General features: G+C 37.8%; 16 protein-coding genes and 1 pseudogene. 14 read left to right on the top strand and 3 right to left on the bottom strand.

Features of this window, described 5'->3' with window-relative positions; translation table 11 throughout:
* Window positions 1-202: 202 nt before the first annotated feature.
* Window positions 203-2,314 carry a lytic transglycosylase domain-containing protein gene (locus tag LNM86_RS02755; protein WP_241438344.1) on the top strand — a complete coding sequence of 704 codons (2,112 nt, stop codon included), beginning with the start codon at window positions 203-205 and terminating at the stop codon, window positions 2,312-2,314.
* A 39-nt stretch (window positions 2,315-2,353) separates the two neighbouring features.
* Here LNM86_RS02755 and LNM86_RS02750 read toward each other — a convergent pair.
* Both LNM86_RS02750 and LNM86_RS02745 read right to left on the bottom strand, forming a co-directional pair.
* Window positions 2,354-2,758, bottom strand: a pseudogene (locus LNM86_RS02750) (Arm DNA-binding domain-containing protein); the annotation flags it as partial.
* Window positions 2,759-3,008: 250 nt separating this feature from the next.
* Window positions 3,009-3,791 carry an energy transducer TonB family protein gene (locus LNM86_RS02745; RefSeq protein ID WP_241438343.1) on the bottom strand — a complete coding sequence of 261 codons (783 nt, stop codon included), beginning with the start codon at window positions 3,789-3,791 and terminating at the stop codon, window positions 3,009-3,011.
* A gap of 241 nt (window positions 3,792-4,032) precedes the next feature.
* On the opposite strand from LNM86_RS02745, the gene LNM86_RS02740 reads away from it, so the two are divergent.
* The 5 genes from LNM86_RS02740 to LNM86_RS02720 all read left to right on the top strand — a co-directional run bounded on the left by LNM86_RS02740 (window position 4,033) and on the right by LNM86_RS02720 (window position 10,334).
* Window positions 4,033-6,210 carry a TonB-dependent hemoglobin/transferrin/lactoferrin family receptor gene (locus tag LNM86_RS02740; RefSeq protein ID WP_241438342.1) on the top strand — a complete coding sequence of 726 codons (2,178 nt, stop codon included), beginning with the start codon at window positions 4,033-4,035 and terminating at the stop codon, window positions 6,208-6,210.
* Window positions 6,211-6,479: 269 nt separating this feature from the next.
* Complete coding sequence (locus LNM86_RS02735) at window positions 6,480-7,526, top strand: hemin-degrading factor (protein WP_241438341.1); 1,047 nt, start codon at window positions 6,480-6,482, stop codon at window positions 7,524-7,526.
* A 32-nt stretch (window positions 7,527-7,558) separates the two neighbouring features.
* Window positions 7,559-8,446 carry a heme/hemin ABC transporter substrate-binding protein gene (locus tag LNM86_RS02730; RefSeq protein WP_241438340.1) on the top strand — a complete coding sequence of 296 codons (888 nt, stop codon included), beginning with the start codon at window positions 7,559-7,561 and terminating at the stop codon, window positions 8,444-8,446.
* A 20-nt stretch (window positions 8,447-8,466) separates the two neighbouring features.
* Window positions 8,467-9,543: a FecCD family ABC transporter permease gene (locus LNM86_RS02725; protein WP_372712454.1), complete on the top strand. Its 1,077-nt coding sequence runs from the start codon at window positions 8,467-8,469 to the stop codon at window positions 9,541-9,543.
* Window positions 9,540-10,334 carry a heme ABC transporter ATP-binding protein gene (locus tag LNM86_RS02720; RefSeq protein WP_241438338.1) on the top strand — a complete coding sequence of 265 codons (795 nt, stop codon included), beginning with the start codon at window positions 9,540-9,542 and terminating at the stop codon, window positions 10,332-10,334. Before LNM86_RS02725 ends, LNM86_RS02720 begins: the two co-directional genes overlap by 4 nt.
* A gap of 668 nt (window positions 10,335-11,002) precedes the next feature.
* On the opposite strand, the gene bgtC is transcribed toward LNM86_RS02720, so the two are convergent.
* A complete protein-coding gene (gene bgtC / locus LNM86_RS02715; RefSeq protein ID WP_241438337.1) occupies window positions 11,003-11,983 on the bottom strand; it encodes a gene transfer agent tail collar protein BgtC in 981 nt (326 codons plus the stop codon).
* A 1,713-nt stretch (window positions 11,984-13,696) separates the two neighbouring features.
* On the opposite strand from bgtC, the gene thiC reads away from it, so the two are divergent.
* From thiC to pepN, 8 genes are all read left to right on the top strand, one after another.
* Window positions 13,697-15,532, top strand: a complete 1,836-nt coding sequence (gene thiC / locus LNM86_RS02710; protein ID WP_241438336.1) for a phosphomethylpyrimidine synthase ThiC — start codon at window positions 13,697-13,699, stop codon at window positions 15,530-15,532.
* Window positions 15,529-16,479, top strand: coding sequence for an FAD-dependent oxidoreductase (locus LNM86_RS02705; protein ID WP_241438335.1), 951 nt, complete (start codon window positions 15,529-15,531; stop codon window positions 16,477-16,479). The genes thiC and LNM86_RS02705 overlap by 4 nt, the downstream gene beginning before the upstream one ends.
* Before the next feature lie 3 nt (window positions 16,480-16,482).
* Complete coding sequence (gene thiS, locus LNM86_RS02700) at window positions 16,483-16,680, top strand: sulfur carrier protein ThiS (RefSeq protein ID WP_241438334.1); 198 nt, start codon at window positions 16,483-16,485, stop codon at window positions 16,678-16,680.
* Window positions 16,681-16,684: 4 nt separating this feature from the next.
* The gene (locus tag LNM86_RS02695; protein ID WP_241438333.1) at window positions 16,685-17,458 is read left to right on the top strand and encodes a thiazole synthase; all 774 of its coding nucleotides are present in this window, start codon (window positions 16,685-16,687) and stop codon (window positions 17,456-17,458) included.
* On the top strand, window positions 17,455-18,060 hold the full coding sequence (locus LNM86_RS02690) for a thiamine phosphate synthase (RefSeq protein WP_241438332.1): 606 nt from the start codon (window positions 17,455-17,457) through the stop codon (window positions 18,058-18,060). Before LNM86_RS02695 ends, LNM86_RS02690 begins: the two co-directional genes overlap by 4 nt.
* Window positions 18,051-18,809, top strand: coding sequence for a hydroxymethylpyrimidine/phosphomethylpyrimidine kinase (locus LNM86_RS02685; RefSeq protein ID WP_241438331.1), 759 nt, complete (start codon window positions 18,051-18,053; stop codon window positions 18,807-18,809). Before LNM86_RS02690 ends, LNM86_RS02685 begins: the two co-directional genes overlap by 10 nt.
* 407 nt (window positions 18,810-19,216) lie before the next feature.
* Window positions 19,217-20,044: a uracil-DNA glycosylase gene (locus tag LNM86_RS02680; protein WP_241438330.1), complete on the top strand. Its 828-nt coding sequence runs from the start codon at window positions 19,217-19,219 to the stop codon at window positions 20,042-20,044.
* Between the two features lie 78 nt (window positions 20,045-20,122).
* The gene (gene pepN / locus LNM86_RS02675; RefSeq protein ID WP_241438329.1) at window positions 20,123-22,750 is read left to right on the top strand and encodes an aminopeptidase N; all 2,628 of its coding nucleotides are present in this window, start codon (window positions 20,123-20,125) and stop codon (window positions 22,748-22,750) included.
* Window positions 22,751-22,793 lie beyond the last annotated feature (43 nt).

Raw genomic sequence — 22,793 nt, 5'->3', positions numbered from 1 at the left:
AAAATTACTCGTGATAGAGCATAATCTTGCTCTCTCATTGAAGCAAGATGTATTTCATAACAGCTTTCACAATATTGAATATGGATCTCCTTCAATTTCGAATATTTTTTAACAGTCTCCGCCTCCATTAACGCGTTTTTTATGTTTGTGTTCTAAAGTCTCTTGAATATTTCCCAAAAGCAAGGTCTCAAAGTTTTTCTCTATGCGTGCACTTTCAACCCCTTTTTTTGTACAAGCCCTTACTGCACTTATACTGGAAGCAACAATTTTATTTTCAAGTGTATGTGCACAAACACGCCTTTTACATGGGAACACACCAATCCCTCTGACACGCCCTACCCCCTTTGTCATAAAAAAAGAGATTCAGAAACCTCTTAAACAGTTCTATATCTCCCCCCATGACACCCCTCTATCGATGAATAATGCCACTCTCATACAACTTAAAACGGGTTTAGATGCACTTCTAAATAACAATGTCGCAAAAACAATAAGCCTTCGTAACTCAATGGAAAAAGACAGCCTTGATCGTCATATTTTGACATGGGCAATCGGTATATCAAACCAAGCCAATGTGCCAAGTTCTGAAATATTTCATGCAATCAAAGAGCTAAAAGGATGGCCTGGCATAGACATTATGCAACGTAATGCTGAACGTGCTTTTATCAATGAAACCAATTCCGCACATCTCATCATCCAAAAATTTTCTCATCATCCCCCTCTTACAGCACAAGGTATGGCTCTATTTGCTAAAGCACTTATCGCAACGGGGCAAACCACCCGTGCTCGACAAATCATTGCGCCGTGGTGGCATAAAGAAAAGCTTAATGCAAAAGAAGAAGAGCTTATTCTTAAAAATGCAAATGCTGCGTTAAAACCTATTGATCACCTGAAACGCATGCAATTTATGCTTTATGCACATCGCTTCGATTCTGCTGAGCGCGTTGCAAAATTAGCCCATGCTCAATCCCTTTTTAATGCTTTTGTTGCCGTTGAAAAGAATGATCCTAAAGCTGCACAAAAATTACGTGCTGTGGAGCGGTCATGGCAAAACGACCCTCTCTTACAATTTGCTCGAATGCGCCATCTTCGGCGAACAGGGCAATATAATGCCGCTGCATCACTCATGATGAAAACACCAAGCGGTGTATTAAAACTTATGGATCCTTACGCATTGTGGAAAGAGCAACGTGCCCTTTCTCGCGAGATGCTTGATTTAAACAAACCTAAAATTGCTTATCAACTGGTTACCACACACCATGGTATGACATCCTCGTTGGCAATTGATGCTGAATTTCATGCAGGATGGTATGCACTACGGTTTCTTCATAATCCTCAATTAGCAATGCATCATTTTTCGCGTATTCCTCAGTTATCTTCTGCACCTCTTTCTACATCCCGTGGATATTATTGGATGGGACGAACAGCAGAAACTTTAGGTGAACATAAAAATGCCCAAAAATATTTTCATTTTGCTGCCCGTTTCGCTACAACTTATTATGGTCAATTAGCGGCAGAACGTCTTAACAAAAAAAACATCGAAATTCCTTTTCCTAAACCAACAACAAATGAGCGACAGCGCTTTAATACACGCAATACCATTAAAGCAATTCGACGCCTCGAAGCCGTTGATTATGCATATTTAGCTAAAATTTTTTATAGAGAACTTAGTAAAAAAATAGAAAGCCCTGGTGAATTAGCCCTCCTAGCTGTAATGGCAGAAAAAAATGGAGACTATTATACCAGTCTTAAAATCGGGAAAGCTGCTGCTTTTCAAGGGAAAAATGTTGGTGCACTTTCACACCCAATAGGTGCTATACCAGCCTCTGCCAATGTTTCTGCCGCAGGACAAGCGCTTGTGTATGCTATTGCACGCCAAGAAAGTGAATTTAATCCAACAGCAATATCAAGAGCAGGTGCACGAGGCATTCTCCAATTATTACCGACAACAGCAAAAACACTTGCAAAAAAATATTCAGTCACATGGTCACCCAAAAAACTGAGCAGTGATGCCAGTTATAATGCTACATTAGGAGCCTATTTTCTTAGCGAACAATTGGAACGCTTTAATGGATCTTATATATTGACTCTTATTGGTTATAATGCTGGCCCCCGTCGTGTTGACGAGTGGATAGAACGTTATGGCGATCCTCGAGGACAACCCCTTGATAAAGTCGTAGACTGGATTGAACGTATCCCTTATACAGAAACACGTCATTACGTAATGCGTGTCATGGAAAATTATGAGGTTTATAAAGCAAGGTTGGCGGGGAAAATAGACATAAAAGCGGACCTTCTTTCTGGGCGATTAAAATGATATCACTTAGTTTATCTCAAGATCATTTATTCTTGTTTCTAATTGGGGGAGAATATGAAGTTGTAAAGGTAAAAACCAACGCCCATCTTTAGCATCATTTTTTAGTTCAGCTTTACGCGTTTCGAAAGTGTCTAGAGCAATATCTTTTAAATAATGCAGATTACGCATTGCCTCACGCTTTTGTTTATCACGTTCTTTAATGGGGGCACGACCCTCATGAAGAACAAAACGCCACCCAGTTGCCAATTCACGGGCTTGTTTTAAAGAGACATCTCTTAAAGCACCCAAGCCCATTTCACGACGCTGCCCATGGATGGTATATCGATAAATCCACTGAGCACCACCATCTTTACGCTTATGAAGGTGCAAGCCGGCACAATCATACTATTTGCCAGCCCCAAATGTTGCGACAGCTCTTGCATTGAGACGATTCATAAGAGGCATTTTTACTCCTTTCTTCTCTATTTTTTATCCACACGTTAATCCTACTTGTGACGTGCAAGGGGATGATTTTGATCGATTCAACATAAGCAGGTTTGAAATGAGAGAATCTTAGAATACTCGGGGGTCTAATTCAATATGCAAAACAGCAGATTATCATTATAAATCAATGTGTTATCTTAATACACAAACCACATCATTACAGCAATGATAAAATCAGATATATGAAAACGAAACAAAAAGCCTGTAAAAATTAGCTAAATATCAATGATACTCTGATAATTTTGTTTACTTTTGATGATGGGGGAGGAGGAAAAGATCCAACCCGATGAAGGGCTGTCATAGCTAATCGATCAAGTTCCGCATCACTTGAAGAGATGACAACACGTCTAGCAAAAATATTCCCCTGCTCGCTTACTCTAAACTCTAACTTGACCGTTCCTTTTGCACGACTGACACGCTGTTTTACAACATATTCTTTTTGCATTTCTAATTGCGCCTGCACTTTTGCCAACCATTCTACTAACAAAGCATCTTCAAGTGCTGCTGTATCACCACCATAACTACTCGTAGATGAACGAACTGCCTTCACAGGGGGGCGGTTTACCATAGTTTTTCGCATTGGTATCGGTTTTTTATCGAGGACTCTATGCTCTGCTTTTTGAGGAAGAGGTTTTTCTAAAGATTTAAGAACTGCAAAATCATCCTTTTCCACAATATCCTGAGGCGCCTCAGGTTGAAGCTTATCCATTGCTTCCAATGTCTCTGATTCTTGCTCTAAAGGATCAGACTGCAACAATTCTGACTCTGTACGCACATTCGATAAATCTGTATCAATATCGGAAGAATCCGTGTCAACATCTGGATCTCCAGTCTCTTGCACAAAAGACAACATAATTGTAGACGAATGTATGCCATTGCTTACACCAGTACTGCAAGAGTAAAATTGTGCTCCCAATGCTATATGCAAAGAAAAAGCGCAAATAAACGCACCAATCCAAAGAATGAATAACCGCCTCGTATTTGTAAAAATCATCGTTTTTTCAACTACTCTTCTGAAGCACAATATTAATGTTCAAGTTTTATTAAAACAGGCTCTTTTGAAATTGCAACTTTTTTCTTGACTGATTTTATCATGTTTAATATGGTTTCCGCGTGGTTTTTTGCTGAATTAATCACTTTTGCTTGACTGCTAGTGTGTCGTCGATAAGTCAAGCGTTTTTGATATAAGTTTCAAGCGAGAGAGGGGATGTTTAAGATAAAGGTTATGATGTGTTATGCGAATAAGACGAGAGAATATTCATAAAAGCTGCGTATTTTTAAGTGCGCTGTCTGTCTTTATACCTTCATTTGTTTTTGCTCAAAGCAATGAAACAGGTTCTGTAGAACTCAAGCCAATTGTGATTAAAGGAAAAAGAATAGAGGGGAATTCAGGCTCAGTAACCATTCTAACCAATCGTAAAACTTCTAAGGATCTTGAGGAAAAGCAAATCAGCGATGTCCATGAAGTTAGCCGTCTAGATCCGTCTGTTGCCTATAACTCAGAAAAAAAGAGTTTTGTAATTCGCGGTTTAAATGGAGATCGTGTTCTCACAACAATGGATGGCATTGTTCTTCCATGGGTTAATGATATATTGCGTGGTAACAGTGGAAATGCAACTTTTGATTTTAGTGCTATTTCCACACTTGATGTTATTCATGGATCAGATTCTAGTCTTTATGGGTCTGGTGCACTGGGGGGAGTCGTCGCTTTGCGTACTCTTAATCCCGAAGACCTTATTTCTGAGGAGAAGAATTGGGGTAGCCTTATAAAAGGTGGTTATCATTCTGTTAATAACAGTTGGCGTATAGACCAAGCTTTTGCTGTACGTGCTCAACAAACATTCTTGCTCTTCCAAGGATCTCATGAGCAAGGAAATGAACGTAAGAATATGGGGACCATAGAAGGGTATTATGAAGAACGTACCCGTAAAAACCCTGCTCATTTTGATCAGAATAATTTGCTTTTTAAAGTCCATCAGTATTTCAATGACAAACATCGGCTTGGTTTTACAGCGGAACGCTTTGATCATAGTAGAAATACGCATTTGTTAAATGCGAGCAAAAGATACTCTCCTGGTTCTGTTTATGATCAAGAAAATAAACGCCGTGAACGTCTTTCTCTTTCTTATGATTATAACGGTAATGGAGATGCGCTTTTTGATACATTTCATGGGCAAGTTTATTGGCTAAAGCAATCAAATAATGATATTATGAGCGGATTTCGTGTTAGAGCACCAAAAGGAGATTATTTGAGGGATAATCTTGTGCGTCATACCAATTATGGTTTAAATGCTCATGCTTCCAAAAAAGTGAACATTGGTACTGTAAACCATACATTAAGGTTTGCCACTGATGTTGCGTCATCTCAATTTCACCATTATTTGTTAGGAAGAGATAATTGTCATTTGAAGGAAAATGCACAAGGATGTCTGTTTGTTCCTGCTAATCGATCCGATTCCCCAGATGCAAATAGCTACAATTTTGGTTTGGTTTTTGAAGATGAGATTAGCTTTTCCCATGGTCGTTTCCGTGTAACGCCTGGTGTTCGTTATGATTGGTATAAGAATGTCCCTCAGAAAACCTCCGCTTATGAGAAAGCTTTGATTTCTGATAAATTCCCTCCAGAAAAAAATGGTTCACATGTTTCTCCTAAATTACGGATGGAGTGGGATGTTCGTAATCAAATAACGCTTTACGCTCAATGGGCACAAGCTTTTCGCGCACCACGTGTTTCAGAGCTTTACGTCTCTTATATCAAACCCTCTGCCTATTATGTGAAAGGAAATCCTGATCTTAAAGCAGAAATAAGTAATGGATATGATGTTGGCATAAAATATGGGGATAAAAATTTCGGTGGTTCATTTAATGGGTTTGTCAATCAATATAAAAACTTCATAGATACCATAGATAAAGGGCCGTCAGAAGAGTTTCGTTTTGCCCGTCGGCATTATGTGAATCGTTCAAATGTACGTATTTTTGGTGTTGAAGCAAAAGGGCATTGGGTACTTAAGAGTGGATTCCATAGCAATTTTTCCCTTGTTTATTCACAAGGAAAAGATCTTGATAAAAATGAATCCCTAAGCTCCATTGCACCTTTGAAAACAGTTATTGGATTAGGATATGCAAAAGAAACTTGGGGGGCGGATGTTGTCCTCACTTCATCTGCAAAACGTGATAAAGAGACTAAAGAATCTAGCTATCCAGAAATTCCAGGATATAACGTTGTTGATATGACTGGGTGGTGGAAACCATTTGGTGAAAAAGGGTTTGTTATAAGAGCTGGTGTCTATAATCTCTTCAATACGAAATATTGGAATGTATCTGATCTTCCTTCCAGTAAAAGTGCAACACCAGATGATTATTATAGTCAACCTGGGCGTAATTTTAAGGTGTCGTTCGTTCAAAAATTTTAGTCAATTTTGTTAACTGTGAGATCAATAGAGAATTTTATCAATAAAAGGATGAATTATTGTGTTTTTGTTATCGTTGTTCTTTAAATTACAAAGACTTAAAAGAAAAGCGTTTATTCTTCCTCATTGATCGGTTTTTAGTTGTTCTGTTGTTAGGAATAGCAGCTTTATTTTGTGAAAGGTTGAGTCATTCGTTGAGAGTGATTCAACCTCATGCCTTAGAATGGTAACATTTTGAAAATTAACTCTCTAAAGTAACATAAGGAAAGGCCATGTCACCCTATACAGCCGAAATGATTCTTCGCTTGCGTGAAGAAAAAAAAGAAATACGAAATCGTGATTTTGCAGTTTCTATTGGGATATCTGAGGCGGAGCTTATTGCTGCCTATTGTACCATCGGGAAAGCTAAAAGACTAAAAGCTGATGTCGCTATATTCTTGGAAAGCGCTCCTAAACTTGGAACAGTTATGGCATTAACACGTAATGAGTATGCTGTTCACGAAATAACAGGACGTTTTGAAGAGATTGTTCAAAGCCAACATATTCCAATCACACTTGGTGAAATCGATTTGCGTATTTTTCCAAAACAATGGAAATTTGGTTTCGAATATGACATGATTGTTCTTGGAAAACCTACGAAAAGTTTGCAATTTTTTGATCAAAGTGGTGTTGCTATTTTTAAACTCTATCCTACGGATACAACAGATATGGAAGAGTGGAGTAAACTTGTTGATAAGCTTTTTCATGAAAATCAGTCCCCTGTTCTCGATATTCTTCCTGCGCCAGATTCAACTCAATGTGATATAACAGAGCTGGATGTTGAAAAATTTCGTGATCGTTGGCGGCAAATGACGGACGTACATCAGCTTCATAAAATTATTTCTGAACTGAAAATTAATCGACATGATGCTGTTAAACATATCGGTAGCGAATTTGCCGATGAATTAGCAATAGAAGCTATTGAAATTATGCTAAACAAAGCTGCACAACAAGAGATTCCCATTATGTGCTTTATTGGCAACAGGGGCTGTATTCAAATTTTTAGTGGAAAAATAAAAAATATTAAGCAAATGGGGCCTTGGATTAATATTCTTGATCATAAATTCGACATGCATTTATTGCTTTCTGGAGTTGATAAAGTATGGCATGTTCGCAAACCTACCAGTGATGGTTATGTCAGTTCTCTTGAAGTGTTTGATAAAGAAAGTGAGATGATTATTCAATTCTTTGGTTTGCGAAAAGAAGGCCAAAAAGAACGTGAGGATTGGCGCTCTTTATTAAACAGTTTGCCCTCGTACAGAGAAACGGCAATCGCTTAGATCAAGGTAAAGCCACATGCTTACATTTTTTTTTGCATAGACTGCTAAAAACTTTCTTTATTTTTATACTGTTTTCTCTTTCCATCTTTTCTCAACCCGTCATTGCTGAGCCTACAACGCAATTTTCTAAAAATGCGCGTATTGTCTCTATTGGCGGCTCTCTTACAGAAATTGTTTATGCTTTGGGAGCACAAGATCAACTTGTCGCCCGTGATAGTACGAGCGTTTATCCGCAAGAAGCGCTTAAACTTCCTGTCTTGGGCTATATGCGTGCTCTTTCACCTGAAGGTGTTTTGTCACTTGCTCCAGAAGGTATATTATTGGTTGAAGGGAGTGGACCACCTTCAACAATAGAAATTCTAAAAAAGGCATCAATCCCTCTCGTGATTATACCAGAAAACTACTCCCGTGAAAGTGTTATAGAAAAGATCCGTCTCGTTGGCAAAGCGCTTCATCGTGAGGCAGAAGCAGCAGCATTAATTAAAAAAGTAAGTGGTGACTTTGTGGACAATGATGCTCTTTTGGCAAAAGTAACAAAACCAAAGCGTGTTCTTTTTGTCTTCTCCATACAAAATGGGCGCGTTATGGCGTCTGGAACAGATACAGCGGCAGATAGTATGATAAAACTTTCAGGTGGTATCAATGCCATAAGCGATTACAAAGGATATAAGTTACTCAACAGTGAAGCGTTATTGAAATCAAACCCTGATGTTATTTTGTTTGTGACACATCGAGGGAAATCAACGAACCTTGAAAAGATTTTAGCGATACCAGCAGTTCAAGCAACCAATGCAGCGAAAAATAATGCTATTAAACAAATGGAAGTTATGTATCTTTTAGGATTTGGCCCACGCACTGCGGATGCATCAAGAGAGCTTATTAATATATTTTATGGTGCAAGCCAAAATGGTAAGAGCTGATAGAAATGGTCGAATCCATAATGTATGCACCAGAAACAAAAGAGAATAAAAACATAGACCGTGCGAATTTGAGAAAAATTGCATTATTAGGTCTTGTTATTTTCCTCATCTTCAGCATTTTTGTCGCGGTTTTGAATGGTCCTTCAAAGGTTTCATTGTTTGATTTTCTTCATGGAATGCTTACGCAAGATTTTTCAGTAACTAGTAAAACGCGTGATTATCTCGTACTTATCGATATTAGACTTCCCCGTGTTATGTTAGGATTATTGATTGGATCAGCTCTCGCTGTCTCTGGTGTTCTTATGCAAGGGCTTTTCCGTAATCCTCTTGCCGATCCTGGGATTGTAGGCGTATCAGCAGGAGCAGGTCTTGGTGCTGTTTTGACCATTGTTATCGGCATTGCCTTTCCTGCTTCATTAGCACCTTTTTTAGAACCCTACAAAGTTATCATAGGCGCTTTTTTTGGTGGTCTTCTTTCAACAATTGTTCTTTATACAATAGCAACGCACCATAGTTTTACTTCTATTGCAACAATGCTTCTTGCCGGTATTGCTCTTGGTGCTTTGAGCAGTGCTGTTATGGGAATACTTATTTTTATTGCAAACGATCAACAACTGCGTGATATTACTTTTTGGAATCTTGGCTCTCTCGCAGGTGCCACATGGTTAAAAGTTTGGCTTATTCTGCCTTTTATCTGTGTTGGCCTTCTTTTTTCACCCCTTTTATCGCGAGCACTTAATGCTCTTGCTCTTGGAGAAGCCGTTGCTGGTCATATTGGTTTTAATATTCAATGGGTTAAAAATATTTCTATTCTCCTTGTTGCCCTTATGTGTGGTAGTGCAGTTGCTATGAGTGGAGGCATTGGTTTTATTGGTATTGTTGTTCCCCATATCTTGCGTCAACTCATTGGTCCAGACCACCGTTATCTCATCCCCTGCTCTGCCCTGTTGGGAGCAGCGTTACTTATTTTTGCTGATACTTTTGCACGCTTAATTGTTGCTCCAGCAGAATTACCAATTGGCATCGTGACAGCGCTTTTTGGTGCTCCTTTTTTCCTGTGGATTCTTATATGCAAACGAGGAACAGAATTTTCATGATTGAGGCAACAAATATTTGCGTTCAACGCGGAAAAAAACAAATTCTCAACCATATAAACATTCAAGCAAATTGTGGTGATCTTACCATCATTATCGGTCCTAATGGATCTGGAAAAAGCACTTTCATTAAAGCACTGAGTGGAGAGCTTTCCTTTAGTGGCAAAATAACCTTAAACGGTTATGATGTTCGTCAGACAAAAACTTGTGAAATGGCGCAAATGCGCGCAGTTCTTCCACAATCAACAATATTGGCATTCCCATTCTTAGTTCATGAAGTTGTAGAACTTGGTCTTTCTGTAAACAAATTGGCCATTGCAAAAATTAAATTACAAAATCTTATCCAAAAAGCTTTAGAACGAGTCGGACTTGCTGACTATAGCAAGCAATATTATCATAAATTATCAGGGGGAGAACAAGCTAGGGTGCAACTTGCTCGTGTGCTTTGCCAAGTTTGGGAACCCATTGTGAATGGGGTTTCTTGTTGGATGATCTTAGATGAACCTATTGCTAGCCTTGATATTCAACATCAACTCGTTGTAATGGATATTGCTAAAAATTTTGCTCGTTGCGGTGGAGGTGTTCTTGCTGTTCTCCATGATCTCAATCTTGCCTCACATTATGCAGATAAAATGATATTGCTAAAGCAAGGAAAGGTTTATTGTGAAGGAAATGCCTCGACCGTTTTGACAACGCAAAATCTACGTGATGTGTATCACTGTCCTTTAATTGTTTCTGAGTTACCTAAAGCAGATATTCCATTTATATTACCACAAACAGCATCCTGCCTATAAGATCACCGATTTGTTTTGAATTCTGTTTTTTCATCAAAGAATTCAATGATCGAGCAAAGTAAAATGTAAAAATACGTTTAGATGTCATTTTTTCATGAATACTTTTCTGTATAGTAGATATGCTATTTTAAAAGAAGATCATGATCTTCTTTCCACCAAAATACTGTGGAAAAAAATGCGCCTTTTCAACAGTCTTCAAAATTTTCCTTAATGAAAACACTTGAAACTTTGATACGATGGCGTATTTTCTTTTTCTCACATCAATAAAAACTGTCTCTCTCTTTTTACACTCTGATCTTTATAAAATAACCTCAAGGATCCATGAGAGTGCTTTTGTAACTAATAAAGATTTGTTAAGAGAGATGTGTTATTGTTTGCTCATTTTCTATGCAATGATAGATTTACAAAAAAATTCATAACTTTCTTTACCATTCACGAGCGGCGTCGTGAGATAAGCTTGTTTTTTTCTTGTTAATCAATTGTTTTTTAAACTCTGTATCTCTTTGAAATTTCTTCCAACATATTCCAAAAGTGTTTTTTAAATACTTTCAAATATTCTTGTTCATTGAGAGATAAACCTTTTATTCCTTGCATAAAAAATAACGCGAAATGGCTCCGCGTTAATAAAAGCATCAAAAAGAGTGAAATTATTTGTCACCTGATAGTCTTCATGATTTTATAGCGTAAACAACCGTTGTATTAACAGGTCGTGTTTCGCTTTCACCTGTTGTGGAAAGTGTCGCTTTGTGCGTGTGCACGCCAGCAGGTTTTGTCGTTCCTGCCATGACGCTATAGTGATAACTTGGGTTCCTTCTACCAATATCATTGGCACTCCATCCAACTCCATCATACTGAAAATCATGCGTATGCTCACCAGCCTTTTCGATAGTGCAATCATGCGTATGTGTTTTAAAGCTATCTTGCTGTTTATCTGCAAATTTTCGACCTCTGTCTAAACCGCGACCATTATCAAAGCCACGCAAAAACATCCCTCTAAAATCAGGAACTTTAAAGGTTGTCTCACTGTCTTTTCCCCATTGATCACCTATGGCTTTGAATAGCTGCGGATAATCTTTGCGTTTATAAGTAGTACCATCACATAAAAGCCAACCATTTGGTACTTCTTGCATGGCAAATGTAGCAATAAACCCTGAAGGAAAGATTTCTACTTTTGGTGGCGGAAGAGGTGTAGGATTTAAGAGATACCAACCATCATAATCTTCCATTGAAAGATCGGTATTATATACCATTTCATAAATACCACCTGTTTGTAACTCTCCGCCTTCTAATGGTATAATACCCGTATTGGTTGCTTTATAGAGTGGTTTCTCCCCTATATTGTTAATGGCTATCGTTGTCGTACCAAGGTTTACACCACGAGACTTAAAACGTATGATCATATCATTTTTGTATTTCTCTATAGGTGAAGCTGTCTTCAACGTGATAAATGTTGTTTTATCTTCCACATTCACCATAAAACTTGAGTTAATAGAGCCACCACTATCTGCAAGATATTCACGCACACGCTGCATCATCGCTCGTGCACTATCATTGACAGAACTAGGCGGCTGCCCTTCCGCCCAATTAATGATACTATCTGAATTAGCGTTTTCATCAGCCTTTAACGACCAATCGTAAATATTAGACATTCTTCCCCCTTCATAATTCTTCTCGATTTTTTTTCTTTTTGTTAATCTCTATGAAGAAACGATTCCCCACAACAGATTCATCAATTAACAGTGATAAAATTGTAGATACATGCAAAAATATAGAAAAACGCCATCATTAGTCGATACATTATTTCTGCTCTACCCATCTCTTGCTATGATTTGTTTTTCTCTTGATCCCCCCCAATTCAATAAATTCAATTCACTATATTTTTTTATAAAAACGGCATTCCAGCCTTTGTGATTTGCAATGCAATCACTTCATTTGATAATATGCGTCTATTATTCTCTCGCTGTCATTATGCAATTCTACTTTGAAATCTTCTGTTTTCTTATAAATTTTATCAATATTATTCATAAGATTCTTTGCCATTGATCTAACATGGCTAAAGTTGAATGTGATGAACTATCGATCAAATAAAAACAAATTGATACGCTTGCATACTTTAATAAATCGTGCTGCATTTCATAGCACTCTCGCTCATTTTCAATGATTTCGTCTACAATATCTTATTCACTACCAATTATTTTGCATATGATTATGAGAGCTTTTGTAAAGAACAGCACTTTCTCAATCTGTATTGGCAAAATTTACATCGCTTATTTTACCTCATTATTGCAAAGAGATTATGATTGCTATTGTCTTTTTTCCGTATGACACAAGATAAAAGGTTTTCTTTCCGCCCTCTGCTTTCTCTACCGCATTTTTATTGCATGCAAAAACCTTTTTAAACATAAATTATTTGTCAATTTGCCCTGAGAACTGTTTTTACTGGAATAGACCAACGCTCTTATTGAGCGCTTCTTCTTTCCAGTCTAACGAACCAAAGAGGATGTATTCAATACAGACAATCATCCTACACTTCAATTTAACAACTTATGGATATCTCCTAAAGGCGCTAAAAAGTGCATCCCATATTTTCTATATATGAAAAATGCATACAATTTCTTCAGGTGAATTAAGAATTGTGAATTTACCTCCCCTGTAAAAACACGGCAATCCCCCCTACAAACCCCTTACTGTAACCGTTTCCCCCATTAACACCTCATACAGGCACCTTTTCATGTATTTTATTATATATGTTTTTTTTTTGCAAGAATAATAAATTCTAAGAAATATCAAAGTCCGTATTTGCCAAACTATTCTGTTAACTGATCCTACCTCATAAAAGCAACATCCTCATTATCCTGAAAATAAAATAACTATTGGGATAAAAGTCACTCAATATCGCTCAAAAAAGTATTTCTAAGCTTATGACTAGGACAATAAAAAATGAGCATACAACTTAAAAAAATATACAACAAACAATAGGTATAAGTCTTATCATTTTGGTAATAAATTTTTGCTCTTACCGCTCTTTATAAAAAAAAACTTTAGCATTTAAAGTTTTTCTTCATAATACCTGTTTTTATTTCTAACGAGTCTATAAAAATCGTTAAAAACATATCTTTGCGATTGACAAGACAAGTATTTAAGCCAACCATGTTCTTTCAAGTAAAAGTTTTTAAATGGGGGGTACGGATATTGCCATCAATTTTTCAATAAAGTTTCTTGGCTTTTCTCTAAGGTGTCTTGGTATAAAAGCGATATTCTATACACCGCTTCATTCAAACACATGTGATTGATAATTTGAATATATCTCCCCTTAACCTCATAACCTGTTTTTGAACTCTCTGTTTATAAGGAAAAAATTTATGCAGAAAAATATTCCATCAATCAGTTGTAGTCCTTTTCCCTCCTCACGTAAAATTTACCAACAAAGTTCTATCTTTTCTAATGTACGTGTCCCATTGCGTGAGATTTTATTGACTGATGGTAGCAGTGAGGAACCTGTAAACATCTACGATACTTCTGGACCATATACTGATAAAGATATGGTGATTGATATTACACAAGGTTTGCCCGCAATTGGCTTACCTTGGCTCTCTAAACGCGCTGATACGGAATCTTATCCTGCGCGCCCTGTTAAACCTGAAGATAATGGGGTAACCTATGATAGTTCCCCTATACCAACCTTTGAGCAAAAGCGTCCTATTTTGCGAGCAAAAAAGGACAAAGCAATTACACAAATGGCTTATGCGCGCGCAGGTATTATTACTGAAGAAATGGAATATGTCGCTATACGAGAAAATGAAGGACTTGTAAAACAAGATAAGCAAAAAGCGCAATCAAATGAAAATTTTCATGGTTCAATACCAGAAGTTTATACGGCTGAGTTTGTTCGCAATGAAATTGCCTGTGGACGCGCTATTATTCCTCAAAACATCAATCACCCAGAATGCGAACCAATGATTATTGGACGCAATTTCCGTGTTAAAATTAATGCCAATATTGGTAATTCAGCCGTTACTTCATCTATGGCCGAAGAAGTCGATAAAATGGTTTGGGCTATTCGTTGGGGAGCCGATACAGTTATGGATCTCTCAACAGGGCGGAATATTCACAATATTCGTGAATGGATTATTAGAAATTCTCCAGTACCAATTGGAACAGTTCCTCTTTATCAAGCACTCGAAAAAGTCCAAGGTATTGCGGAAAATTTAACATGGGATATTTTTCGTGATACACTCATTGAACAAGCAGAACAGGGCGTTGATTATTTTACCATTCACGCGGGATTACGATTACCTTTTATTCCTCTGACGGTTGATCGGGTAACGGGTATTGTTTCACGTGGTGGCTCTATTATGGCAAAATGGTGTCTTCATCATCACAAAGAAAGTTTTCTCTATGAACATTTTGATGAAATTTGTGATATTGCACGTACCTATGATATCTCTCTTTCCTTAGGAGATGGACTGCGCCCTGGCTCTATCGCTGATGCCAATGATGAAGCACAATTTGCTGAGCTTAAGACTCTAGGAGAATTAACAAAAATGGCTTGGGAAAAAGATGTACAAGTTATGATTGAAGGTCCTGGACATGTTCCAATGCACAAAATTAAAGAAAATATGGAGCAACAGTTAGAGCTCTGTCATGAAGCACCTTTTTATACTTTGGGTCCGCTTACCACTGATATTGCTCCTGGTTATGATCATATTACATCCGCAATTGGTGCCGCTATGATTGGATGGTTTGGAACAGCCATGTTGTGTTATGTAACACCTAAAGAACACTTAGGACTTCCCGATAAAAATGATGTTAAAACGGGTGTGATCACTTATAAAATTGCTGCGCATGCTGCTGATCTTGCTAAAGGTTTGCCTAGAGCACAATTGCGCGATAATGCTCTTTCACGTGCGCGGTTTGATTTTAGATGGCATGATCAATTCAATCTTTCTCTTGATCCAGAAACGGCCTGTGCTTTCCATGATGAAACAATGCCTAAAGAAGCGCATAAATTGGTACATTTTTGTTCCATGTGTGGACCAAAGTTTTGTTCCATGCGTATTTCTCATGATATTCGTGACGCAGCCGCAATGCAAAAAACAAAAGATGAAGGTATGATTGTTATGTCTGAGAAATATCAAAAGAATGGTGATCTTTATATAGATGCTATTCCTGCTCAAAAAAAGAGTGTTAACAGTTGAAAAATATTCTTATCAAAGGTGCCGGTGTAGGGGGATTAACAGTTGCCCTCATGTTACAGCAAAAAGGCGTTTCTGTTACTCTATCGGCTCCCCCTCATTCTCCTATAGGGTCTGCGAGTTGGTATGCGGGAGGAATGCTTGCACCTTACTGTGAAAGAGAAAGTGCTGAACAAATTGTTGAAGACCTTGGCATACAGGCTATAGATTGGTGGAATAAAACGCTTCCCAATCTTGTCATAAAAAAGGGAACTCTCGTTGTTGCGCCTATCCGCGATAGAGTAGAACTTGAACGATTTGCAATGCGCACACACAATCATAAAACGATAAATGCTGCTGAAATAGCTCTGCTTGAACCTGATCTTGCCGAACGTTTTAACTGTGCACTTTTCTATGAAAATGAAGCACATTTTGATCCTCGCCAAGCCCTTATGGCGTTAAAAGAAAACCTTATCAACAATGGAGCATGTTTTGTTGATAGAGAAAACTCTGAAACAAATTTTGATATTGTTATTGATGCAACGGGAATAGCACGTTTAGGAAAAGACAAAAATATACGCGGTGTACGTGGCGAAATGCTTCTTGTACGCAGCACAGATATTAAATTATCTCGACCAATTCGTCTCCTTCATCCACGCATTCCTCTCTACATTGTTCCTCGCCAAGATAATATTTTTATGATTGGCGCAACAATGATTGAGAGTGACTTTGATGGAGGCATCTCAGTGCGGTCAATGATGGAATTGCTCAACGCAGCTTATACCTTGCATCCAGCTTTTGCCGAAGCAGAAATTATTGAATCTGGCGTTGGTATACGACCATGCTATCCTGATAACTTCCCTTCTGTATATAAACATGGTAATCATATTTTTATTAATGGATTTTATAGACATGGTTTCCTTTTATCTCCAGAAATGGCAAAACGCGCAATGAAATTGGCATTGGAGTAAAACATGCAAATATTTGTCAATGGTGAAATAATCCAAACAGAAGTTATCACCCTCAGTCTATTGCTTGAAGAATTGGGGTATGAAGGCAATTGGCTTGCAACCGCGGTTAATGCTGAAGTTGTTCCCGTAGAGGAACGAAACCAATTTATTTTGCATGAAGGAGATAAAATTGAAATTTTAAGCCCAATGCAAGGAGGCTAAAACTATGCTGAATCTTTATGGACGTCAATTTTCTTCTCGTCTTATGTTAGGTACAGCGCAATATCCCTCACCAGCAATCCTTCGTGAGGCTATTCATAAAGCAAATACAGAAATTGTAACCGTTTCATTACGTCGAGAAACCGCTGGTGGAAAACAAAGCGGGCAATTCTGGCAATTTCTTAAAGAACTTGATGTCACCGTGCTTCCCAATACCGCAGGTTGCTACACTGTTAAAGAAGCTGTTATAACGGCTCAACTCGCAAGGGATCTCTTTAAAACATCTTGGATTAAACTTGAAATCATTGGTAATCCAGATACTTTACAACCAAATGTTTTTTCCTTAATCGAAGCAGCGCAAATCTTAAACAGTGAAGGTTTTCAAATTTTTGCCTATACAACAGATGATCTCATTGTTGCTGAAAAACTCCTAGACGTTGGATGCCGTGTCATTATGCCTTGGTGTGCGCCTATTGGTTCTGCCAAAGGTCCTCATAATACTGATGGATTACGTTCTATCCGCGCTTACCTTCCTGATGTAACTCTTGTTATTGACGCTGGAATTGGGCGCCCATCCCATGCTGCTGTTGCTATGGAACTGGGATATGATGCTGTCCTTCTTAACACTGCTGTTGCTAAAGCAGGTGACCCTGTCTTAATGGCTGAAGCCTTCTCTCAAGCCGTGCAGGCAGGGCGTATGGGCTATAAAGCAGGACTTCTCGAAGCACGTGACACAGCAATTCCATCAACACCAGTCATTGGAAAAGCCGTATTTTCATGAAACTGGATCCTTTTTATCTTATCGTTGACAGTGCTGATTGGGTTGAACGCTTGGTTCCTCTTGGAATCAAACTCATACAATTGCGGATGAAAAATGAAGACTCAAAAACGATTAGCCAACATATTAAACGCGCAAAAAATCTATGCGATAAATTGGGAGCACAATTAATTATTAATGATCATTGGTCATTAGCAATTGATGAGAAATGCAATTTTATTCATCTTGGACAAGAAGACTTAAACAATGCTGATCTTCCTGCTATTCGTAAAAACGGCATAAGACTTGGACTGAGTACACACGATGAACATGAGCTCGATATTGCAATGTCTGTTCATCCTGAATATATCGCCCTTGGGCCTATTTATCCAACAATCTTAAAAGAGATGAAGTGGAAACCTCAAGGATTAGAAAAAATCAAACAATGGAGAAAACGGATTGGTTCTCTTCCTTTAGTAGGCATTGGTGGCTTAACACCAAAACGCGCAATTGGTGTTCTAAAAGCAGGTGCGAACAGTGCTGCTGTTGTAACCGATATTATTCTTCATGAAAAACCTGAACAGCGTGCCCAACAGTGGATAAAGGCAACACAACAATGGCGTTAATTCCTTCTATTCTTATTGTTGCAGGAACAGATCCAACAGGGGGGGCTGGTATTGTTCGTGACATAGAAACAGCAGCACATTTTCAAATAAAAGCAAATCTCGCTCTTACATGCGTTAATGTACAAGATGATCACCACGTTACTGAAATTGTTCCTATGGCTGGCAAACTTATCGCCGCGCAAATGCGCTGTGCCTTAGAGGCTAATCCCATAAGCGCAATAAAAATCGGGATGACAGGTACACAAGCAATTATAGCAGCAATCTGTGATGTCTTAGAAGACTATCCCCATGTTCCCGTTATTCTAGATCCTGTACTTGTTGCGTCATCAGGAGGAAAATTAACAACGGAAACAATCATCGAAAGTATGATAAATAAACTTCTTCCTCATGTTGATCTTTTAACGCCAAATAGAGGAGAACTTGCTCTTCTTAGCCAAAGTTCATTGGCATCTGATGATGAGCAAGCAATACAACAAGCAAAAAAACTTCTTTCTTTTGGTCCACGCTCTATCTTAATAAAAGGTGGACATGCAGAAGGTCATCTCGCAACTGATAGCTTCATGAACAAAACTGAGATAATAAAGATTTCCACTCCACGTTTAAAGGGAACAATGCGAGGAACAGGTTGTATCCTTTCAACGGCTATTGCTGCACATTTGGCATTAAATGAATCTCTTATTGAAGCCGTCAAAAAAGCAAAAACATATATCCACACATTGCTGTTAAACAATAATTCAAAAAATTATTAAAACATTAATTATACTCTTATTAAATATTATTAATGCAATTTTCAGCGTGTGTATTCATTGTATTAAGTTTAGTATAATATATAAAAAATAATTATTTATTTTATTAAAAATGATAAATAAAATATACTCTTATAAAATTATATCTCACTCTTTTATAAACATATAAAATTATTATAATGTATACATATTGCATTCATTGCATAATCTTTTATTATAGAGGGGTTCAATAGGTTCTAAAAGATAAAAATAACCCATTGAAAATTGTAAACGAGTCTATTTTATAGTTTTTTTGTCAAAAAAAGAAGCTATCATTGTGTCAGATAGAAATCACGAATAAACATATCAGAAAGCCTGAAGGATAATGCAGTCTGATCTATTCATAGTCTATAGATCATTAGAAAAATAAAATGTTAAATCAAATATCGTACGCAATCTCATATGAAGAACTTTTAAACTTTTATAAAGAAAGTGGTGTGGATGCTGTTCTAACAGACTTGCCTATTGATCGTTTTAGTCAATCTGCCACTTTAGAGAAAAAATCAACACAAACTGTAAACACCTCTCATAATCAACCGATATCACCAACCATCAAGTCACATAATCATCCGCTCCCTCACCAAGATAGAGTGCAGAGTGAACCTTCCACTATAGAAATAGCAAAAAATGCTCACACACTCGATGAATTAAAGTCTGCCCTTCTCGCTTTTAATGGCTGCTCTTTAAAACTGACAGCAAAAAATACTTGTTTTTCAGATGGAACAGCAGGAAGTCCGCTCATGCTCATAGGAGAAGCACCAGGACGAGAAGAAGATATACAAGGCGTTCCTTTTGTGGGAAAAGCAGGAATGTTACTTAATAAAATCCTCGCATCCATTGGTTTAGAAAGAAAGGATGTTTACATAGCCAATACTATTCCTTGGCGCCCACCAGGAAACCGTACACCAACGCCAAGAGAAGTTGCATTGTGCCGTCCCTTCATTGAACGACAAATTTATTTAGCTAATCCGCGTGTTCTTATAGCGTTGGGAGGAATTGCTGCGCAATTTCTTACCGGATCTCAAAATGGAATTATTCGGACGCGAGGTAAATGGTTTACCTATGAAAGTGAAAATAATATCAAAATACCTGTTATGCCAACCTTTCATCCTGCTTACCTTCTTCGAACGCCCAGTCAAAAAAAGCTTACATGGATGGATTTTTTGGAAGTAAAAAATCGCTTAAACAATCTCTCGTAATTCCTTAAGCCTCCTTTACACCAAACTATAAATACCCTTTCACTCATTCACACTCTTAAATACAGACAGGAAAAAATTATGGAACAACCAAAAACGCTCCTTTATCGTTTGGAAGATTACCAACCAACGCCCTATGCTATCCCAAAAACACAGCTTTGCTTTTGTTTAGAACCTCAAAAAACCTTTGTAACAGCAATATTATGCATTGAAGCGCGCCAAAATACAAAAAAAGGAACGCCTCTTGTGCTTTCTGGAGATGATCTTACATTAATTTCCGTTGCTATTAATGGTACAAAATTGTCGGAAGATGCTTATAAAGTATCTCCTTCATATTTAGAAATTACCACCCCACCGGCAACTCCCTTTACATTACAATTGGTCACAGAACTGAATCCTGAAAAAAACCGCCAACTCATGGGGCTTTATCTTTCCAATGGTGTTTATTGTACACAATGCGAAGCGGAAGGATTTCGTCGTATTACTTATTTTTATGATCGCCCAGATGTTCTTTCTACCTATACAGTAAAAATTGAAGCAGATTCTCAGAAAATTCCTATCTTGCTTTCCAATGGTAATCTTGTAGAAACAGGAACTCTTGAAGGTAACCGTCATTTTGCTCTTTGGGAAGATCCTTATCCTAAACCATCTTATCTCTTCGCTTTAGTTGGTGGTGATCTTGATAAGTTAGAAGACAATTTTACCACTGTATCTGGTAGGCATATCAAACTTGGTATCTATGTCGAAAAAGGAAAAACAAAACGTGCAACTTATGCAATGGATGCGCTCAAACGCTCTATGCGTTGGGATGAGAAGTATTTCGGGCGCGAATATGATCTTGATGTGTTCAATATTGTTGCTGTTTCCGACTTTAATATGGGGGCAATGGAAAACAAAGGGCTTAATATCTTTAATGATAAATATGTTCTCGCAGATCCTGAAACAGCAACCGATCAGGATTATAGAAATATCGAACGTATCATTGCTCATGAATATTTTCATAATTGGACCGGTAATCGTATTACCTGTCGTGATTGGTTTCAACTCTGTTTAAAAGAAGGCTTAACGGTTTACCGTGATCAGGAATTTTCCTCAGATCAAAATGTACGCAGCTTACAGCGAATTGAAAATATAAAAATATTGAAAGCGAAACAGTTTACGGAAGATTCTGGTCCCCTTGCTCATTGTGTACGTCCTCGTCAATATAGCCAAATCAACAATTTTTACACCGCAACCGTCTATGAAAAAGGTGCTGAAGTTGTGCGTATGGTGCATACTCTTTTAGGCTCCTCTCTCTTTCGTAAAGGGATGGATCTCTATTTTCAACGCCATGATGGGCAAGCTTGCACAATTGAAGATTTTATTGCCTGTTTTGCCGAAGTTTCCCAGCAAGATTTTTCACAATTCATGTTGTGGTATGAACAAGCCGGCACACCTCATGTGACAATCGATACGCATTATAATGATGGTGTTCTAACAATTCATGCAAAGCAACATATTCCAGCAACTCCGCAACAAAACATAAAAAAACCTATGCTTATCCCTATCGCTTTTGGTTTGTTAGGACATAATGGGGAATCTCTCACATATGAATCTGATGCCGATATTCAATCAGATGTTATGCTGCTCTCCAAAGAAAACCAAACATTCACATTAAGAGGACTACGCGAAAAACCTGTTTTATCACTGCTTAGAGATTTCTCTGCACCTATCAATCTCCAAACTCCATTCAATGAAAGCGAACTCATCTTTCTTGCACAAAATGACAGCAATCAACTTAATCGTTGGCAGTCGCTTAACCAGTTGATGATGCAAGCTCTTATTGAAGCTATTCAGGATAAAACACAAGTAAAAGAGAATATACCCTCTGCTTTGCTAAAATTGATTGAAAACATCATTAAAGATGAAAGCCTTGAACCAGAATTTCGCGCATTTTGTTTAAGTTTACCAAGCGAAATTGAACTTGCCCATACCATTGGTAAAAATGTTAATCCAGAGCGTATTCACCACGTGCGCAATCAATTTTTAGCTTCACTTGCACAGACACATCAAGAACTCTTTACAAAAGTTTATAGGAAAATGGAGACCAATGAGCCCTATTCACCAAACACTGTACAAGCTGGAAAACGAGCATTACGCAATATTATGCTAGATTATCTTTCTATTGCAGAAGCCCAACCAAATCGTGCTGCTAGACAATATGCAACAGCGGATAATATGACTGATCGTATAGCTAGTCTCACCATTTTAGTGCGGCATTTTACCGAAAGTGAGCAAACACAAAATGCCTTAAATGACTTTGAAAGCCGCTATCGGCAAGACCCTTTGGTCATGGATAAATGGTTTTCCATTCAAGCAATGGTTGCAGAAGCATCAACACTTGACCATGTTCAAAAACTCATGCAGCATCCGCTTTTTTCAAAAGATAATCCCAATCGTGTACGCGCCTTGATTGGTGTGTTTGCCTCTCATAATCTAACCGGTTTTAACAGAACTGATGGTGCATCCTATCATTTCCTTTGCCAAATCATTTTAGAAATTGACAAAAAAAATCCACAGCTCGCTTCATGGTTATTAACAACAATGCGCTCTTGGAAACAATTAGAACCTGTTCGGCAACAAAAACTTGAAACTGCATTAAAAAGGATTGCAGAGGCTCCTCAATTATCAAGTGATGTCGCTGATATCATCAATCGTCTCCTTGCTTGAAATAAAAACATTTATAATCAATATGTTATGATATGTTTTAAAA

This window comes from Bartonella machadoae, from assembly GCF_022559585.1.
Taxonomy (GTDB): domain Bacteria; phylum Pseudomonadota; class Alphaproteobacteria; order Rhizobiales; family Rhizobiaceae; genus Bartonella; species Bartonella machadoae.
This window is presented reverse-complemented; position numbering and strand designations above follow the sequence as displayed.

What these genes read in the sequence shown, in the direction of transcription:
- pepN (WP_241438329.1), top strand. Translation starts at nt 20,123, where the DNA reads ATGGAACAACCAAAAACGCTCCTTTATCGTTTGGAAGATTACCAACCA.
- LNM86_RS02735 (WP_241438341.1), top strand. Translation starts at nt 6,480, where the DNA reads ATGTCACCCTATACAGCCGAAATGATTCTTCGCTTGCGTGAAGAAAAA.
- thiC (WP_241438336.1), top strand. Translation starts at nt 13,697, where the DNA reads ATGCAGAAAAATATTCCATCAATCAGTTGTAGTCCTTTTCCCTCCTCA.
- LNM86_RS02740 (WP_241438342.1), top strand. Translation starts at nt 4,033, where the DNA reads ATGCGAATAAGACGAGAGAATATTCATAAAAGCTGCGTATTTTTAAGT.
- LNM86_RS02695 (WP_241438333.1), top strand. Translation starts at nt 16,685, where the DNA reads ATGCTGAATCTTTATGGACGTCAATTTTCTTCTCGTCTTATGTTAGGT.
- thiS (WP_241438334.1), top strand. Translation starts at nt 16,483, where the DNA reads ATGCAAATATTTGTCAATGGTGAAATAATCCAAACAGAAGTTATCACC.
- LNM86_RS02755 (WP_241438344.1), top strand. Translation starts at nt 203, where the DNA reads ATGCGTGCACTTTCAACCCCTTTTTTTGTACAAGCCCTTACTGCACTT.
- LNM86_RS02720 (WP_241438338.1), top strand. Translation starts at nt 9,540, where the DNA reads ATGATTGAGGCAACAAATATTTGCGTTCAACGCGGAAAAAAACAAATT.
- LNM86_RS02685 (WP_241438331.1), top strand. Translation starts at nt 18,051, where the DNA reads ATGGCGTTAATTCCTTCTATTCTTATTGTTGCAGGAACAGATCCAACA.
- LNM86_RS02690 (WP_241438332.1), top strand. Translation starts at nt 17,455, where the DNA reads ATGAAACTGGATCCTTTTTATCTTATCGTTGACAGTGCTGATTGGGTT.
- LNM86_RS02680 (WP_241438330.1), top strand. Translation starts at nt 19,217, where the DNA reads ATGTTAAATCAAATATCGTACGCAATCTCATATGAAGAACTTTTAAAC.
- LNM86_RS02725 (WP_372712454.1), top strand. Translation starts at nt 8,467, where the DNA reads ATGTATGCACCAGAAACAAAAGAGAATAAAAACATAGACCGTGCGAAT.
- bgtC (WP_241438337.1), bottom strand. Translation starts at nt 11,983, where the DNA reads ATGTCTAATATTTACGATTGGTCGTTAAAGGCTGATGAAAACGCTAAT.
- LNM86_RS02745 (WP_241438343.1), bottom strand. Translation starts at nt 3,791, where the DNA reads ATGATTTTTACAAATACGAGGCGGTTATTCATTCTTTGGATTGGTGCG.